Here is a 17,644-nt window from a genome sequence, read left to right on the forward strand (position 1 = left end):
CGTTTTAATTATAACAGTCTTATTTTATAACACGTTCCAGTACCCATTCGATCATCATTTTTTCTGATGCGTGGTGATCTGCTGCGAATTCGCCACGTCTTCTGTTGGCGATGACACAGTTCACTGTAATGGCTTTGTGTCCCAGAAGTTTAGAAAGTCCATAGATTGCAGATGTTTCCATTTCGAAGTTAGCAACGCCAAGGTCATTTAGTTTTTCCAAGAATTGATCGTCCAAAGCTTTCAGACGCAGTTGGCGTCCTTGTGGTGCATAGAATCCTGGGAAAGTTGCCGTGTTACCGAAGTATTTTGCATCTTTATATAGTTCTAATAATTCTGGAGCACAATCTGCGAAATACAACATCGGCTTGATATTCGCGTAAGGAAAGTTTTCTAAAAAGTTCTTACTAAAATCGTTTTCAAATTTATAATCGCTGTAGAAATGCATTAGCCCATCAAGACCAACAACATTTTCGCTTACCAAAAGATTATCCACTTGGATGTCTGGATTAACGCTACCACAAGTCCCCATACGGAAAAGTTGAAGTGTTTTGTGTTCGGTTTTAAATTCTTTGGCTTTCAGATCGATGTTAACCAAAGCATCCAATTCGTTCATCACGATATCGATGTTTTCTGTCCCGATACCTGTTGACATTACTGTAATTCTTTCGCCGCGAAGTGTTCCTGTGTGGGTGTAGAATTCGCGTTTATTTTTTTTAACCTCGATAGTATCAAAATATTTTGAAACACGTGGGACACGATCGGGATCTCCAACTAACAAAATTTTGTCAGCGATATCTTCTGGTAAAAGATTAAGGTGATAAACACTTCCGTCGTCATTAAGAACCAGCTCCGAAGCTGCAAGTTTATTAAGCATATTATTTTTATTTATTAATTAAATTATTTTTATTGTTACGTAAGGTTTTTATTGATTATCCTCCTACACGTTTGGTTTTGTAACCCATTTCTTTTAAAATAGTCATAATCTTATCACGCTTATCACCTTGGATAATGATGACGCCATCTTTTTCCGAACCACCGATTCCTAAGGTCGTTTTAATTTTTTTAGAAATTACTTTTAGTTCTTCTTCACTTCCTTCAAAACCTTCGATTAAGGTGACTGGTTTTCCATTTCTGCCCTTTTTTTCGAACTTACAAATAAGGGCTTCTTTTTGCTCAAATTTTTCCTCTGGCATTACAAAATCTTGTTCTTCGTGATCGGGAAAAAGATTCTTAAGTTGGTCTCTAAGATCCATAATTTTTTGATTTTAGAAAAAGGTTTTAAAGATAACGAAAATATCAATACTAAAAACATTAATTTTACTAGAATTCTAACTGCTTATTTTCTAAATTTGTAGAGAGAAAAATTTTCGAAATCATGTCAAAAAAAGCTTTACTTGCCATCTTGGATGGTTGGGGGTTGGGAACAAATCCAGAAGTTTCTGCAATTGCAAAAGCCAAAACACCTTTTATCGATAGTTGTCTGAAAAACTTCCCCAACACAACTTTGGAAGCGAGCGGTCTTGCCGTTGGTTTGCCAGCTGGACAAATGGGAAATTCTGAAGTGGGACATATGAATTTGGGTGCTGGTCGCGTGGTGTATCAGAATCTTGTGAAGCTTAATATGGCTGTAGAAAACGGAACTTTAGGAATTCAAAAAGAAATTCAAGATGCTTTTGAATATGCGAAAGTTAACTTTAAGAAAGTGCATTTTATAGGTTTGGTTTCCAACGGTGGTGTGCATTCTCACATTAATCACCTAAAAGCACTTTTGACAGCTGCTCATAATTTTGGCTTAGAAAAAAATGTTTTTGTACATGCTTTTACCGATGGCCGCGACTGCGATCCGCATTCTGGATTAGGTTTTGTCAAAGAGCTTCTGGATCACATGAAATTATCTACAGGCCGCTTGGCTTCTGTTATTGGGCGTTATTATGCCATGGACCGCGACAAACGTTGGGAGCGTGTTAAATTGGCTTACGATCTTTTAGTAAAAGGAAGAGGACAAGAAACAAAAAATCCTTTAGAAGCGATAGAACAGTCATATCTTAATGAAGTTTCAGATGAGTTTATTAAACCAATCGTTTGTATCCAAAATGGACTGCCTATAGCAATGATTGAAGAAGGAGATGTTGTTATTTGTTTCAATTTCAGAACCGATAGAGGTCGCGAAATTACCGAAGTATTGTCTCAGCAAGATTTTCCTGATTATGACATGCACAAGTTGGATTTAAAATATATTACCTTAACCAATTATGATAAAAGTTTCCAAAATGTTGACGTTGTTTTTGATGAAAATGTTTTAGAAAATACGATGGGCGAAGTTTTGGAACGCGCAGGAAAAACTCAAATTCGAATTGCAGAAACCGAAAAGTATCCGCATGTAACTTTCTTCTTTTCCGGAGGGCGCGAGAAAGAATTCGATGGTGAAAAACGTTTGCTTTGTCCAAGTCCAAAAGATGTGGCAACTTATGATCTGAAACCAGAGATGTCCGCTTACGATATTACAAACGCTATTCTCCCAGAATTAGAATACGAAACAGCTGATTTTATTTGTCTTAATTTTGCGAATACCGATATGGTAGGACATACAGGTGTTTTTGAAGCAGCGGTTAAAGCAGCGGAAGTTGTAGATTCTTGCATTGAAAAAGTGGCAACTATGGCTTACGAACATGGTTATGCGGTGTTTATCCTTGCGGATCATGGAAATTCCGATATTATGATAAATAACGACGGATCGCCAAACACGCAACATACGACCAATTTGGTTCCTTTCATTGTAATGGATAAAGACCATACTTGGAACTTAAAACCTGGCAAACTTGGTGATGTTGCTCCAACAATTCTAAGTGTGATGAATGTTGTTAAACCAGAGATAATGACAGGTGATAGTCTTGTTTCTCATTAGTAAAATAATAAAAATATAAAAAACCAGTATTATCCTATGCATAATATTGTTAAATTTGCAAAAACTTAAAATTAAATAATTGATGTACGCTGAATTGGTAAGAAAAGAAGTAATGAAAAATTTGGAGGTTGAAATGTCGAGCTTTATCTCGAAATTTTTAACACCAATTGAGAAAATATGGCAACCATCGGATTTTTTGCCAGACACTTCTAGTGCCGATTTCAAAGATCAGCTCGATGAGTTGCAGACTTTTGCTCATGAGATGCCTTATGATCTTTTTGTAACACTTATTGGCGACTGTATAACAGAAGAAGCACTTCCTAGCTACGAATCTTGGATTATGGGAATCGATGGGATTAACCAAGAAGAAAGAGTAGGTTGGTCACAATGGGTGCGTGCATGGACTGCCGAGGAGAATCGTCATGGCGATTTGCTTGGTAAATATCTTTATCTCTGTGGACGTGTCAATATGCGCGAAATGGAAGTTACAACGCATTATTTGATAAATGATGGTTTTGATCTTCAGACCAGTATGGATCCTTACAGAAATTTTGTGTACACAAGTTTTCAAGAAACAGCGACTAATATTTCGCACCGTCGTGTAGGGACTTTAGCAAAACAAACAGGTAATGTCAAATTGGCTAAAATGTGCGGCGTTATCGCTGCAGATGAGGCAAGACATGCTAAAGCCTACAAGCATTTTGTAGAGAAAATCTTTGAATTGGATCCTAGCGAAATGATGCTGGCTTTTGAAGATATGATGAAAAAGAAAATCGTAATGCCCGCGCACTTGATGAGAGAGTCTGGACAAAAAGCAGGCGAACTTTGGGAGCATTTCTCAGATGCTGCACAGCGTTGCATGGTTTACACAGCGCAAGATTACATTGATATTTTGAAAGATCTATTAGTAGACTGGAAGATTGATGGTATTACAGGGCTTAATGAGTCTGCAGAAAAAGCCAGAGATTATCTGATGAAGTTACCATCTAGATTACAACGCATTACAGATCGTATCAGCACGCCAGATAGAGAATATAGTTTTAAATGGGTGAAAAGTTAATTTGTAATTTACATATCATAAAAATCCAGTCGTATTAGTGCTGGATTTTGTTTTTATAAAATCAAATATAACTTCTTAAAAATTCTTATATTTGCATACTTTTTAAGCTTTGAAATAATGATGATTAACAACAAAAAATTGGCAATTGATTTTGATGGTACAATCGTAGATGACGCTTATCCAGGAATTGGAAAAGCTAAAATTTTCGCTTTTGATACCTTGAAGAAATTACAATCAGAAGGTTATAGATTGATACTTTGGACATACCGCCATGGTAAAACTTTGGATGAAGCAGTGGAGTTTTGTAGAAAAAATGGATTAGAGTTTTATGCTGTTAACTCAAGCTTCGAAGGCGAAGTTTTTGATTCTGAAACCCAAAGTAGAAAAATTGATGCCGATTTGTTCATCGATGACCGCAACTTAGGTGGTTTTCCAGGTTGGGGAGAAGTTTATCAAATCGTGAAAGAGCGTATCGAATTCCAGGTAGCGGGAGGCGAAGTACATGCTTATTCTAAAATGAAAAAAGAAAAAAAGAAAGGTCTTTTTTGGTAAGAGGCCTAGACAAACATTATAAATGCTGGTTTTTTTAATCAGCATTTTAATTTTTTATATCATGATACAGTTAAAAACAATAGAAGAACTTCGACTAATGAAAGAAAGTGCCCAATTGGTTTCCAAGACTTTGGGGATGTTAGCGAAAGAAATAAAACCAGGAGTTACGACCAATTATTTGGACAAACTTGGCGGTGAATTTATACGTGACAATGGCGGTTATCCCGCTTTTTTAGGAATGTATGGTTTTCCTAAAAATTTGTGTATTTCACCCAATGATCAAGTGGTGCATGGTATCCCAAATGATGAACCTTTAAAAGATGGCGATATTTTATCTGTTGATTGTGGCGTTTTTATGAACGATTTTTATGGCGATCATGCCTATACTTTCGAAGTAGGAGAAGTCGCACCAGAAGTTAGAAAATTACTTCGTGTCACCAAAGAATCTTTGTATAAAGGTATCGAACAATGTATTCGTGGAAAACGTGTTGGCGATATTGCTAATGCAATTCAGGTGCATTGTGAAAAAGAAGGTTATGGCGTAGTTCGCGAGTTGGTGGGGCATGGCTTAGGTCGAAAAATGCATGAAGATCCACAAGTGCCTAATTATGGAAAAAAAGGAAGTGGAAAAGTTCTGAAAGATGGTATTGCTTTAGCGATTGAACCGATGACAAATCTAGGAACAGAAAAAGTAAAATTCCATGATGATGGTTGGACAGTGACAACACTTGATAATTTGCCTTCAGCACACTTCGAACATGATGTATGTATTATAAAAGGTAAACCTGTTTTGTTATCAACTTATCAATATATTTATGAGGCTTTAGGAATAAAGTCGGATGAGGAAAAAGCTTTTCAATTAGATTTTTAAATTTAAAATCAACTTTAGATAAACCTTAATAATAATTGTATTACATGTTGTTATGAAATTTATTTAAAGTAAAATATAGACATATAGCCTTTGAAAAAAGTTGCAAAATTTCTTCTTAACAAACTGCCAAGGCCAATGCTTATACAGCTAAGTATTTTGGCTCGCCCGCTTATTTATCAAATTTTCAAAGGGGACCGTTTTACAGATCCTATAGATGGAAAATCTTATAGGAAGTTTTTGCCTTATGGTTATGGAAAACAAAGAGAGAATGCGCTTTCGCCAGGTACACTTTCTTTGGAAAGACATCGTCAAATGTGGTTGTATCTTAAAAATGAAACAAGCTTTTTTTCTGACTCTTTTAAGGTTTTACATATCGCACCAGAGCAAGAGTTTCTTCGCCGTTTCAAAAAGATGAACAATTTGGATTATACTTCTGCGGATTTGTATTCTCCAATTGTAGACGTAAAAGCTGATATTTTAGATTTACCATTTGTGGATAATAGTTTTGATGTTATCATTTGTAATCATGTTTTAGAGCATATTGTTGATGACCGCAAAGCAATGTCAGAATTGTATCGCGTGATGAAAAAAGGCGGTTGGGGAATTGTACAAGTACCCATGAAAAATAGCTTGGAGAAAACTTATGAGGATTTTTCAATAACAGATCCCAAAGAAAAGCAAAAGCATTTTGGGCAATACGATCATGTCCGTTGGTATGGGATGGATTATTTTGAAAGACTTAAAAGTGTGGGTTTTGAAGCTGAAGTCAACTTTTATTCACAACAATTTTCTGAGTATGACCAAATCCGATTTGGACTCAATAAAAATGAAATTTTACCAATAATCCGAAAGGCATAAACTTTCGGATTTTTTTTGTTAAGTAAACGTTAAACCGTGTTTTAAGATGTTATTCTATGCATTTTATCTATTATCTTTAATCGTTTTTATTGATATAAATCAATCATTTGTTTGGTTTTAAAACTCTATTTTAGCGAATCATTTAATTTTATGTATTTATGAGAAGAATTTCGATACTGATGATGACTTCAGCATTGATGTTAGCATCTTGTTCAAAAGAAAAAAAACAAGATGGTCAAAAGGAAGTGAAACCGCAACACTATGAATATATTGTTGCGAAATCTGGTGCTGCCGACAATCATACCGAATATCCAGCTAGGCTAGAAGGTGTGGAAAATGTTGAAATTCGTCCAAAAATCGATGGATTTATTGAAAATCTTTATGTTGACGAAGGACAAATGGTAAGTAGAGGACAGCATCTCTTCCGTATCCGAAATCCTCAGTACGAGCAATTGGTACGTGTAGCACAGGCCTCAGTTAATAGTGCGCAAGCAGCTGTGGCAACTGCGCAGATGCAGGTTACCAAAACAAAACCTTTGGTGGATCGTAAAATTGTTTCCGCTTACGAATTGCAAGCAGCACAACTTAATTTGAAAGCAGCTCAGGCCAGTCTTGCAGAACAAGAAGCGCAATTAACCAACGCTAAAGTTAATCAAGGCTATACGATAATTACAAGTCCAGTTTCGGGGGTTGTAGGAACACTTCCTCTAAAAGCGGGTAGTTATGTTAGCGCAAGCACGTCTCAGCCTTTGACGACGGTTTCTAATATTTCCAAAATATTTGCTTATTTCTCAATTAACGAGAAAGATCAACTTAACTTTTTAAAGCATTCTCCTGGCGCATCTATTCAAGAGAAAATTAAAAATACACCACTTATTACTTTGCGTCTTTCAGATGGAAGTATTTATAACGAAAAGGGGAAATTAGAATCCATTAGTGGATTGGTTGATCCTAATACGGGATCTTTCAGTATGCGTGCTACTTTTCCTAATCCACAAGGATTGTTGAGAAGTGGATACAGCGCGACAATTATGTTGCCTAACAATTTGGAAGATGTTATCATAGTTCCTCAAAAAGCAACTTTTGAGCTTCAAGGTAAAATTTTTGTTTATGTAATCGGTGCAAATAATAAAGTGAAATCTCAAGAAATAAAAGTAACTGAATTGGCGGACGGAGTGACTTACGCTGTAGAATCAGGACTCAAAAATGGAGATAAAATTGTAGTACAAGGGATTGGCATTTTGAAAGATGATACCGAGGTTATACCCAAGGAAACCAATCTTCAAACGGTTTTAAAAACTAATTAATACGAGATTTTTCTGATTTTTATATAAGATTTATGTTTAAAAAATTCATAGAACGCCCCGTACTTTCCACGGTAATTTCCATCATTATCGTGATTTTGGGAGTATTGGGTATTGTAACATTGCCAGTAGCGCAGTATCCAGACATTGCACCACCTACAGTGGTGGTTAATGCTAATTATATGGGAGCCAATGCAGATGTCATTCTCAAAAGTGTTATTGTTCCACTAGAAGAGCAAATTAACGGTGTTGAAGGGATGACGTATATGACATCTTCTGCAACCAATGATGGATCCGGATCTGTAACAGTATATTTTAAACAAGGGATCGATCCAGATATCGCTGCGGTTAACGTACAAAATAGAGTTTCTAGAGCGAATAGTTTGCTGCCTCGTGAGGTAACGCAAGCTGGGGTTACCGTTGTTAAACGACAAAGTTCCAATGTGTTGATTTTCTCTTTATACAGCGAGAATCCACAATTCGATCAAACTTTTATACAAAACTTTGCGAATATTAATATTATTCCACAGATTAAAAGGGTGCCTGGTGTAGGTGATGCTACAGTTTTCGGAACAAAAGATTACTCCATAAGAATTTGGTTGGATCCACAAAAGATGGCTGCCTACAGTTTGGTTCCTTCCGATATTAATGCTGTTTTAGCTGACCAAAATATTGAAGCAGCACCTGGTAGTTTGGGCGATGAGGCCCATACAAGTTTCAGATACACTTTAAAATATAAAGGACGTTTGACAGAAATTCCAGAATTCGAAAATATCGTTTTAAAAGGTACTGAAAATGGACAAGTTCTTCGTCTAAAAGATGTTGCTAAAATTGAACTAGGAGCACAAGATTATACTGGAAAAAGTTTTACAGATGGTAACCCGAGTATCGGTATTGCTATTTCGCAAACGGCAGGTTCTAACGCACAAGATGTTATTGACCAAACACTTGCTGTTTTAACAGAAGCCGAAAAAAGCTTCCCAAATGGTATAAAATGGACAACACTTATTAATGCTAACGAGTTTTTGGACGCCTCAATAGAAAAAGTTGTTCACACCCTAATTGAAGCTTTTATTTTGGTATTCATTGTTGTATTCATTTTCTTGCAAGATTGGCGCTCAACATTAATTCCGGCTATTGCCGTACCAGTGGCGATTATTGGAACATTTTTCTTCTTAAATGTTTTTGGTTTTACAATTAACCTATTGACCTTGTTTGCTTTAATCCTGGCAGTTGGTATTGTTGTCGATGATGCCATTGTGGTGGTGGAAGCCGTACATAGTAAAATGGAACAAGGGGAAACATCTCCACTTCGGGCATCGATTAATGCGATGGGCGAGATTAGTGGCGCGATTATCAGTATTACTTTGGTAATGTCTGCGGTGTTTGTCCCAGTAAGTTTTATTACTGGTTCTACAGGAGTTTTCTACAAGCAATTTGGTTTGACACTAGCAATTTCAATCGTATTATCAGCGGTTAATGCATTAACATTGAGCCCTGCATTATGTGCTATTTTCTTAAAACCTCACTCACATGAGGAAAAGAAAATGAATATTATGGAGCGATTTTTCCTATATTTTAATACCATTTTTGATGCATTTGTAAAACGTTATTCAAAATGGGTATTATTTTTAGTTCGAAAAAAATGGATTACAGGCTTAGGGCTTGCTGCCTTTACTGCCATCTTTGTTTACTTGATGAATACAACACCCAAATCTTTTGTACCTTCCGAAGATATGGGGGGTGTTATGGCGGATATATCATTGCCTTTAGGAGCTAATGAAGTTCGTACGCAAGCCGTTATGGACGAGGTGGAAGCTATTGTGAAAAAACAACCAGAAATTGCACATGTTCTGAAAGTGTCTGGACGAGGGATGATGTCTGGTGTTGGTAGTAATAACGGGATGTTAATTTTAAAATTAAAACCTTGGGCAGAACGTAAATCTAAAGAAGAAAGTACACAAGCTTTGATCGCAAGATTATATCAGCTAACTGCTGGTATTAAAGATGCGAAATTGGTATTCTTCGGACGTCCAACTTTGCAAGGTTTTGGTAACGCCGCAGGTTTCGAATTCCAAGTTCAGGATCAGAAGGGAGGAAGTATAGAAGACCTTACCAAGGTCAGCAATGATTTTATCAATGCGCTGAAAGAAAGACCAGAAATCCAAAATGCATTTACATCATTTAATCCTAATTACCCACAATATATGGTGGATATTGATGTCCCGACAGCTAAAGCTGCAGGTTTCTCTGTGAATGATATTTTGTCGGTGATGCAAGGTTATTTTGGAGGAGTATATTCTTCTAATGTTAACTTATTTGGAAAACAATATCGTGTAATTTATCAAGCACCAGCGGAGCATCGCCAAAGTTTAGAAAACTTAAATTCGATGATGGTTCGTAATCAAAATGGCGTTATGGCACCTTTAAGCCGTTTTGTAACAACCAAAAAAGTATATGGTCCACAAGCTATTGGTAGGTTTAACCTCTTTACTTCTGTTGGGGTCAATGGTACGCCTAACGCAGGTTATAGCTCTGGTGACGCGATTGATGTTGTTAAACAAGTTGCTGCCGAAACTTTGCCAAAAGGTTATGGGTATGAGTTTTCTGGATTGACAAGAGAAGAGGTTAACTCCGGAAGTCAGACGATAATTATTTTCATATTATGTTGTGTATTTGTTTATTTCTTATTGGCTGCACAGTATGAGAGTTATTTGCTACCATTTGCAGTAATGTTATCATTGCCAGTTGGTTTAGCAGGAGCGATGATTTTCTCTAGCTGGATTGGAAAATCAAATAACATTTACACCCAGATTTCCCTTATTATGTTGATTGGACTTTTGGCAAAAAATGCAATTTTGATTGTAGAATTTGCTTTAGATGCGCGTAAGAAAGGTTTTTCTATAGGTCGAGCAGCAGTCACAGGAGCCAAACAAAGGATACGTCCTATTTTGATGACGTCCTTTGCCTTCATCTTTGGTTTGCTACCTTTAGCAAATGCAAGTGGTGCTGGTGCAATAGGTAACCAGTCTATTGGTATTGGAGCAATCGGAGGCATGTTAATAGGAACTATTTTCGGTGTTTTGTTCATTCCTGCATTGTTTGCAATTTTCCAATATTTACAAGAACGAGTTTCTAAAAAGAAAGTTTTTGAAGAAGATTACGGAAGTAGGCTTAGCGAATAACACCACACTCAATTTTATTTAGAAATGAAAATTAAAACATCACATATCGTTTCCACTATTGGTTTAGCGGCTTTGCTACAATCTTGTAAAGTCACGGAAACCTATCAGAAACCAAACATAAAATTGGAGTGGGAAAATTCCTTATTCCGAAATCAAACCAATCAAGATTCTTTATCGGTTGCAAAATTGGCATTTAGTCAAATTTTCACGGATGATAAACTGCAAGGAATTATTAAAAAAACAATTGAGAATAATTATGATTTGAAAATTGCGGTAGCCAGAATTAATGAAGCTGATGCTGTTTTCAAACAATCTCAGCTTAATAATCTGCCTACTGTAGATGCCGTTGCAGGTATTAAGGATTCTAAAAATAGCGCCGCCGCGCAAGGTAACAACTTCCGAATGCCAGATGTTATGAATTACCAACTTGGGATTTCTGCCGGTTGGGAAATTGATGTATGGGGAAAAATGGCATCCATGAAACGTTCTGCTTATGCAGGCTTTCTACAAACAGAAGCTGCCAAAAGAGCAGTACAGACGCAGTTGGTATCCCAAACAGCAAGTTTGTATTATCAATTATTGTCTTTGGACAAACAGTTGGAAATCACAAAACAGACCATTGCACTGCGTGAGAAAAATGTAGAAGCTGTACAACTATTGATGGATGCAGCTTATTTGACAGGTGCGGATGTCGAGCAAAGTAAAGCTAATCTTTATGCGGTACAATTAATGGTGCCAGATTTGGAAACGCAGATTCAGCAGATAGAGAACTCATTAAATATATTAATGGGAGAAACGCCAAAATCAATTGCAAGAAATACCATCGATTCGCAAGCCATCCTTATGGATTTCAAAACAGGATTACCAGCATCTTTATTACAAAATCGTCCAGATGTTTTGGCGGCGGAGATGGCTTTTAGACAAGCATTTGAAAATAAGAATATCGCTTTGGCACAAGTCTATCCTTCATTGAATATTACAGGAACATTGGGACTTTCTTCCCAAAATTTAAAAGACTTTTTCACAGAATCCTTGTTTTATTCAATTGGTGGAAGTTTGACACAAAATATCTTCCAACAAGGTAATAGAAAAGCCCAAGTGAAAATCGCGGAAGCGCGTCAACAACAAGCTTATTTAGGTTTTGAAAAGACCTTGTTAATTGCAGGTGCCGAAGTGTCGGATGCTTTGGTCGGCTACGAAAAAGCCAAGTCCAAGGAGACAACACGTGAACTGCAAATACAATCCTTACAAAAGGCTCTTGATTATAGCAATGAGTTGTTAACATATTCCTCAAAAGTTAATTATGTGAATGTTTTGACTGCGGAACAAGCGCTTTTACAAGCCAAGCTTTCGGCGGTGAATGACAAGTTGCAACAATTGCAAGCAATGACTGAGTTTTACCGCGCATTGGGCGGTGGACAGTTTTAAAATAAAAGTCTGACTATCTGGTCAGACTTTTTCACTTTTTTAGGAGCTATTTCCCGCTATCCGCTGTATCTTTTAGCTTGACGCTCGGACGGCTCCGCTACGCTCCGCCGCCTCGCGCCAAGCCAAAAGGATGCCGCTGCTATCGGGGCTAGAGATTTGTAATAATTATTTCAATATCAGCCTATTATTAAAATTCAACAATTCCAGTTTCATTAAAATAAAAAAATAGGATTGTAAAATTTAATATTCTTACTTTTGAACAAATAAATTCATGTGAGTTTCGAGGAAGCAAAAATCATTAATCAAAAAAAAATTTTAGACCATTTAATCGTTGGGCATCCTTATTATCCACCTAGGCCAGCTTTTTTGTTGATTAAAAATGGCAATCTGAAGATTCGTGAACAGATTAGCATTTATACACCATCAAATTATAGCGTAATTTTAATAGACAGCAATTCTGTTTATGAGATACTAGAATACAGCCACAATATAGATGCTTTAGTAGTCGTATTTAATAAAGGTTATTTTGAAAAACTAAACCTCAAATTCAATCATCTTAGCGCATTTAGAAACATTCGCTCAGAACTAAAAAAAGGCTATCAATGTGATGAAAGTGATTTTTTTGCAATCTGGAATAACATCCAAAATGTCCAATATTATACCGAAAACAAAGATGAACAAGAATATACGATTGATGTTATCGAATCCTTGTTTTCTGCTTTTATCTATCAGCTCGCCAATATCGTTACCCAACAAAGAGAAATTTCCAAAGAGAAAATGTCTCGATCTCAGGAAGTTGCTTTAAATTTCATTAAACTTGTTTCTGCCAATTTCAAAAAAGAACGCTCTGTAGAATTTTATGCTCAAAAAATGATGTTATCTAGCCGACATTTGACGGTAGTTTTAAAAGAAATATTTGGAAAAAGTGCGATCCAGATTATTAATGAATTCATTTTAAACGAAGCCAAAGCGCAACTTTCATCATCATCCAAACCTATTAATGAAATCGCAAGTCAATTACAATTTAGCGATCAATATTCATTTTCTCATTTCTTTAAAAAACATGAAAACTTGAGTCCAAAAGAATATAGAAATCAATTCTAAGTATAAATCTTACTTTTGAACATCTTTTTCCTTTTCTTAAACATTTGTTTGACCTTATGCACAACCTAACTTTGCGGTCGTAAAACAAGGTACAATGAAACAACAAATAAAAGTGTTGGGATTGCTTTTCGTAGGCTTTTCATCGCTTTTTCGTGCGCAAAGTGTAGAAATGTCTGTTCAGCAAGCTGCGGATATGGCGGTAAAAAACCATCAGCAGCTTAAGATTTCAGAAAAGAACATTTCTATTTCTCAACAGCAAACGGAAGTGGCAAAATTGCAGAAACTTCCTTCTATCACGGCATCTACAAGTCAGTTTTTTTTAGGAGATGCTTTAATTATCGATAAAGATTTTTCCAATTCTACAAAAGTGAGCATGCCACATTACGGAAGCACGTATTCTGTACAGGCGCAGCAACTCATTTTTAAAGGCGGATTGGTGAATAAATCTATTGAAGCATCCACTTTAAGAGAGCAATTGGCGGAATTGGATCTAGCAAAAGATCAGCAAAATGTAAAATTTCTGGTAACTTCTAATTATCTGGACATTTACAGATTGATTAATCAAACCGAAGTTTACAAAAACAACAAAAAACTCGCTCAGGAACGATTAAAAAACATTCAAAAATTTTATAATCAAGGAATGCTGACTCGTAACGAAGTTATTCGTGCGGAATTGGCGATTAAAAATTTGGATCAAGGGATTTTAGTTTTAGAAAACAATCGTAAAATTTTAAACTATCAATTGAATGTCGCTTTGGGCTTGCCAACCGATACAGAGCTTGTTCCCGTTGAAGATATCGAAGCAAAACAGGAATATTTAGACATTGCTTCCTTCAAAAAATTGGCGTTGGAAAACAATCCATTTTTAAAATCTGCGCAAACCAATATTCAATTGGCGGACAAAAATATTGAAATCATTAATACCGATAAAATGCCTACCATTGGTGCTTTTGCCGGTTACAATATGCAAAGACCCATCACCACGAGAACGCCCGCGATGGATATGTACACCAATTCTTGGCAAGCTGGGGTTTCTTTGAGTTATAATATTGATAATCTGTACAAAACCAAAGAAAAAGTAAAACTGGGCGAAATGCAAAAGGAAATGGCCAATGAAGCTTTAACACTTACCGAACAAAATATCGACATCGCCGTAAATGCTGCATTTATCAAACATCAAGAAGCCATACAACAAGCTGAAATTCTGAACGAAGCTAAAAAATTAGCGGAAGAAAACTACAAAATTACAGAAGCTAAATACCTCAATCAGCTGGCTGTACAAGCTGAAATGACGGATGCTCAGAACCAAAAATTACAATCCGAATTGGATTATGCCAATGCAGAAATCAATATTCTGTATCAATATTACAACTTATTAAAAACTACAGGAACGCTATAAAAACTGACAATTACAATGGAAAACAAGGATACACCACAAGAAAATACTATACAACAAACTGCACAACCTGCCGAACCAAAAACACAGCATGTTGCAAAACCAACGACCGCTGAAAAAGTAAAACAAAATAAAAAAAATAAAACCAAATCTACCATTACCAACTATGTTGTATTGGCGATTATTGGCTTCGGGATTTATTGGTTGGTGACACAATATTTCCACATTGGTGATAAAAATTACACCGAAGCTGCACAAGTTGAGGAATTCATTAATCCTATTAACACAAGGGTTTCCGGATATATTAAAGAGATAAAATTTAATGAACATCAAGCCGTGAAAAAAGGCGACACGCTTTTGATTTTGGATGATCGCGAAATTTTAACACAATTAGGTCAAGCCGAAGCGGCTTATCAAAATGCTTTAGCTCAGAAAAACGCGACAGGAAACTCTGTAAATACCGTTTCGAACAGCGTCAATGTCATGGAATCGAATATTGCAGGAGCCAAAGCAAGATTGTGGAATGCAGAACAAAATTTAAACCGATATAAAAATTTGTTGGCTGCGGAAGCGGTTACCAAACAACAATACGATGCGGTAAAAACCGAATATGATGCTACAAAAGCGTCTTACGAAACATTAATTAATCAGAAACAATCAGCGCAACTTTCTACTCAGGAAGTGAAATCTAAAATCGGAATTAACGATGCCGAAATTAAAAGAACAAAAGCCGCTTTGGACATGGCAAAACTCAATTTGTCTTACACCGTAATTACCGCTCCTTACGATGGGGTGATGGGAAGAAGAACGATTTCTGAAGGACAATTGATACAACCTGGACAACAAATTGGAACTATTGTTTTGAACGGTCAAAAATGGGTTACTGCTAACTTTTTAGAAAAGCAAATGCCGAATATTCAATTGGGAAGCAAAATCAACATGACCGCCGACGCTTTGGGTGGACAATCCTTTGAAGGCGTGGTTACTGCCATTTCTGCGGCGACAGGTTCTAAATACTCTGCCGTTCCTACGGACAATTCTACGGGGAATTTTGTGAAAGTTCAGCAACGTATTCCTGTAAGAATTGAATTTACTGAGAAAAACGATTCTAAAAAAGTTGAGCAACTGAGAGCCGGAATGAACATGGTTTTGAAACTTGAAAAGTAAAAAGAGAAGTTAGAGATTAGGAACTAGGAATTAGAAATTAGAAAAGAAACAATAATTAGCTAGTTTGTTTAAAGTTTAAAGTTTGACATCTCACGTCTAAAATTTAAAAAACATGTACAATCAAGGTATATTTAATAATTGGGTTCCCAAACCTGTTCAGCTTTTGCTCATTATACTTTTTGCGGGTATTTTGATGCCAATGAGTGGAATTTATACGGGAAACCTGACCTTCATGATGAGCGATTCCGGAACGATGACGGAATATTATATGATGGCAAATTTTGCTTCATCTATTGGGATGGGAGCCATTATGCCTATTGCCGTTCGTTTAAAATTGCGTTTTAAAATTCGAGATAAAGTAACTTTTATTCTGGTTTTACTGGCGTTGCTCTTATTCGTGAACGGAACAACAGACAATCCGTGGATTATCATCATCAATTGTTTGCTGATTGGTTTTCTGAAAATGGCTGTGATAATGGAATTTATGCTTCCATTAATGATGATAACACCGAGTAGAGGCGCGTTTTATTCCATTCTTTATGGTTTTGTTTTAACCTTATCACAATTGGTGAATTATTACGTGGTTGAATATTCTATTCTTTACAACTGGGAATATTTCTTCATTTTGACAGCGATTATTTGTTTGATTTTGGCTTTAATAAGTTGGATTTTCATGCACGATAAAAGATTTGCGCTGAAAATGCCGATGTATTATATCGATTGGATGAGTATGCTGATGTTCATCGCGACATTTACCATGCTTTCTTATGTTTTATCTTTTGGAAAACAGCAGGATTGGTTTAATTCGCCTTATATCATTTGGAACAGTATCGGGTTTTTGGTGACTTTTGTTTTATTAATTGTTCGTCAATCTTTTTTGAAACGTCCGTTTTTATCCTTTAATATTTTTAAAAAGAATAACGTCATTCATGGCTTGTTTATGCTGTTTTGTTTGGGGATTTATATGGCGTTGGGATCTATGCAAACCAGCTTTGCCATAGGGGTTTTACAATACGATCAATTAACAAATTCTAAACTAAATTTATTAATGATTCCAGGTTTAATTGTTGGTGCCATTGTCGCCATTGTTTGGTTTAAACATAATATTAATTTAAGAATGTTTGTTTTTTCTGGCTTTGGAGCGATGTTGATGTTTACCATTATCCTTTATTTTTCCATGGTTCCCGAAATGAATTTTGAACGTTGGTATCTTCCGATGTTTTTGAAGGGCTATGGCATGTGTTCTTTATTTATCGCGGTTTGGTACTACACCATGGATAAATTGGAGGTGAACGATCTTTTGCCCGCTTTCGGATTTGTGTTGTGTTGGAGATCCTTTATAACGATAGGTTTCTTTTCTGCGTTGTTTTCTTGGATTCAATATCAGTTTCAAATTCAAGCCATTGGAGATTTAGCGGTGCATTGGGACAGTTTGCAAGTTAGCCAACAAGCGGTAATGACGCAGTTAAAACCAATGCAACTGAACGCAATGTTAGTTGCCAATAAAAAGCTTTTAGGTTATATTATTTATGCTGGATTTTTGATTCAAATTTACGTTTATTTTCATCGATTTGGAAAAACAAAATACACTCAAATTCGTATGATTCGTGTATTGAAAGGAAAAGCCTTCATCGCAAAACGCAGACGCAGAGAACAAATTGCACTTAGTCAAACGCTAAATCCTATAAAAGATGCTGGCGGAATTAATCCGCTATAAAATACCTTGTTTTCACGGAGGCTCTGCTATTCACAAGATAGTGGGGCTTCTTTTTTTTGGATGATTTTTTTCTTTTTCGGGGCGGCGGCGAAGCCGC

Annotated in this window: 14 protein-coding genes; 12 read left to right on the forward strand and 2 right to left on the reverse strand. The window is 36.3% G+C overall.

All coding sequences use genetic code 11. From position 1 onward, the window contains the following. Positions 1–19 precede the first annotated feature (19 nt). Together ACVFVN_RS05040 and ACVFVN_RS05045 are read right to left on the reverse strand one after the other, a co-directional pair. Positions 20–874, reverse strand: a complete 855-nt coding sequence (locus ACVFVN_RS05040) for a nucleoside phosphorylase (protein WP_165130870.1) — start codon at positions 872–874, stop codon at positions 20–22. 55 nt (positions 875–929) lie between these two features. Continuing rightward, positions 930–1,253 (reverse strand): translation initiation factor, encoded by a 324-nt coding sequence (locus tag ACVFVN_RS05045; protein WP_456234449.1) that lies wholly within the window; start codon positions 1,251–1,253, stop codon positions 930–932. Between the two features lie 122 nt (positions 1,254–1,375). Here ACVFVN_RS05045 and gpmI point away from each other — a divergent pair, with 122 nt between their 5' ends. The 12 genes from gpmI to ACVFVN_RS05105 all read left to right on the forward strand — a co-directional run bounded on the left by gpmI (position 1,376) and on the right by ACVFVN_RS05105 (position 17,547). Further along, positions 1,376–2,905 (forward strand): 2,3-bisphosphoglycerate-independent phosphoglycerate mutase, encoded by a 1,530-nt coding sequence (gpmI, locus tag ACVFVN_RS05050; protein ID WP_456234450.1) that lies wholly within the window; start codon positions 1,376–1,378, stop codon positions 2,903–2,905. A gap of 82 nt (positions 2,906–2,987) precedes the next feature. Further along, entirely contained in the window at positions 2,988–3,965 is a 978-nt protein-coding gene (locus ACVFVN_RS05055) for an acyl-ACP desaturase (protein ID WP_165130876.1), read from the forward strand. A 120-nt stretch (positions 3,966–4,085) separates the two neighbouring features. After that, entirely contained in the window at positions 4,086–4,517 is a 432-nt protein-coding gene (locus ACVFVN_RS05060) for a BT0820 family HAD-type phosphatase (RefSeq protein WP_165137464.1), read from the forward strand. A 61-nt stretch (positions 4,518–4,578) separates the two neighbouring features. Next, positions 4,579–5,388 carry a type I methionyl aminopeptidase gene (map, locus tag ACVFVN_RS05065; protein WP_165130878.1) on the forward strand — a complete coding sequence of 270 codons (810 nt, stop codon included), beginning with the start codon at positions 4,579–4,581 and terminating at the stop codon, positions 5,386–5,388. A 90-nt stretch (positions 5,389–5,478) separates the two neighbouring features. Further along, positions 5,479–6,246: a class I SAM-dependent methyltransferase gene (locus tag ACVFVN_RS05070; RefSeq protein ID WP_456234451.1), complete on the forward strand. Its 768-nt coding sequence runs from the start codon at positions 5,479–5,481 to the stop codon at positions 6,244–6,246. Positions 6,247–6,404: 158 nt separating this feature from the next. Beyond that, positions 6,405–7,553: an efflux RND transporter periplasmic adaptor subunit gene (locus ACVFVN_RS05075; protein WP_456234452.1), complete on the forward strand. Its 1,149-nt coding sequence runs from the start codon at positions 6,405–6,407 to the stop codon at positions 7,551–7,553. A gap of 32 nt (positions 7,554–7,585) precedes the next feature. Then, positions 7,586–10,735, forward strand: coding sequence for an efflux RND transporter permease subunit (locus tag ACVFVN_RS05080; protein ID WP_456234453.1), 3,150 nt, complete (start codon positions 7,586–7,588; stop codon positions 10,733–10,735). 24 nt (positions 10,736–10,759) lie between these two features. Beyond that, a complete protein-coding gene (locus ACVFVN_RS05085; protein ID WP_456234454.1) occupies positions 10,760–12,163 on the forward strand; it encodes a TolC family protein in 1,404 nt (467 codons plus the stop codon). 273 nt (positions 12,164–12,436) lie between these two features. Beyond that, positions 12,437–13,267 (forward strand): helix-turn-helix domain-containing protein, encoded by an 831-nt coding sequence (locus ACVFVN_RS05090; RefSeq protein ID WP_456234455.1) that lies wholly within the window; start codon positions 12,437–12,439, stop codon positions 13,265–13,267. Positions 13,268–13,361: 94 nt separating this feature from the next. Further along, positions 13,362–14,666 (forward strand): TolC family protein, encoded by a 1,305-nt coding sequence (locus tag ACVFVN_RS05095; protein WP_456234456.1) that lies wholly within the window; start codon positions 13,362–13,364, stop codon positions 14,664–14,666. A 15-nt stretch (positions 14,667–14,681) separates the two neighbouring features. Beyond that, positions 14,682–15,830, forward strand: coding sequence for an efflux RND transporter periplasmic adaptor subunit (locus tag ACVFVN_RS05100; protein WP_456234457.1), 1,149 nt, complete (start codon positions 14,682–14,684; stop codon positions 15,828–15,830). A 112-nt stretch (positions 15,831–15,942) separates the two neighbouring features. Beyond that, entirely contained in the window at positions 15,943–17,547 is a 1,605-nt protein-coding gene (locus ACVFVN_RS05105) for an MFS transporter (RefSeq protein WP_456234458.1), read from the forward strand. The last annotated feature ends 97 nt before the right edge of the window (positions 17,548–17,644 follow it).

It is taken from the genome of Soonwooa purpurea (assembly GCF_053891095.1).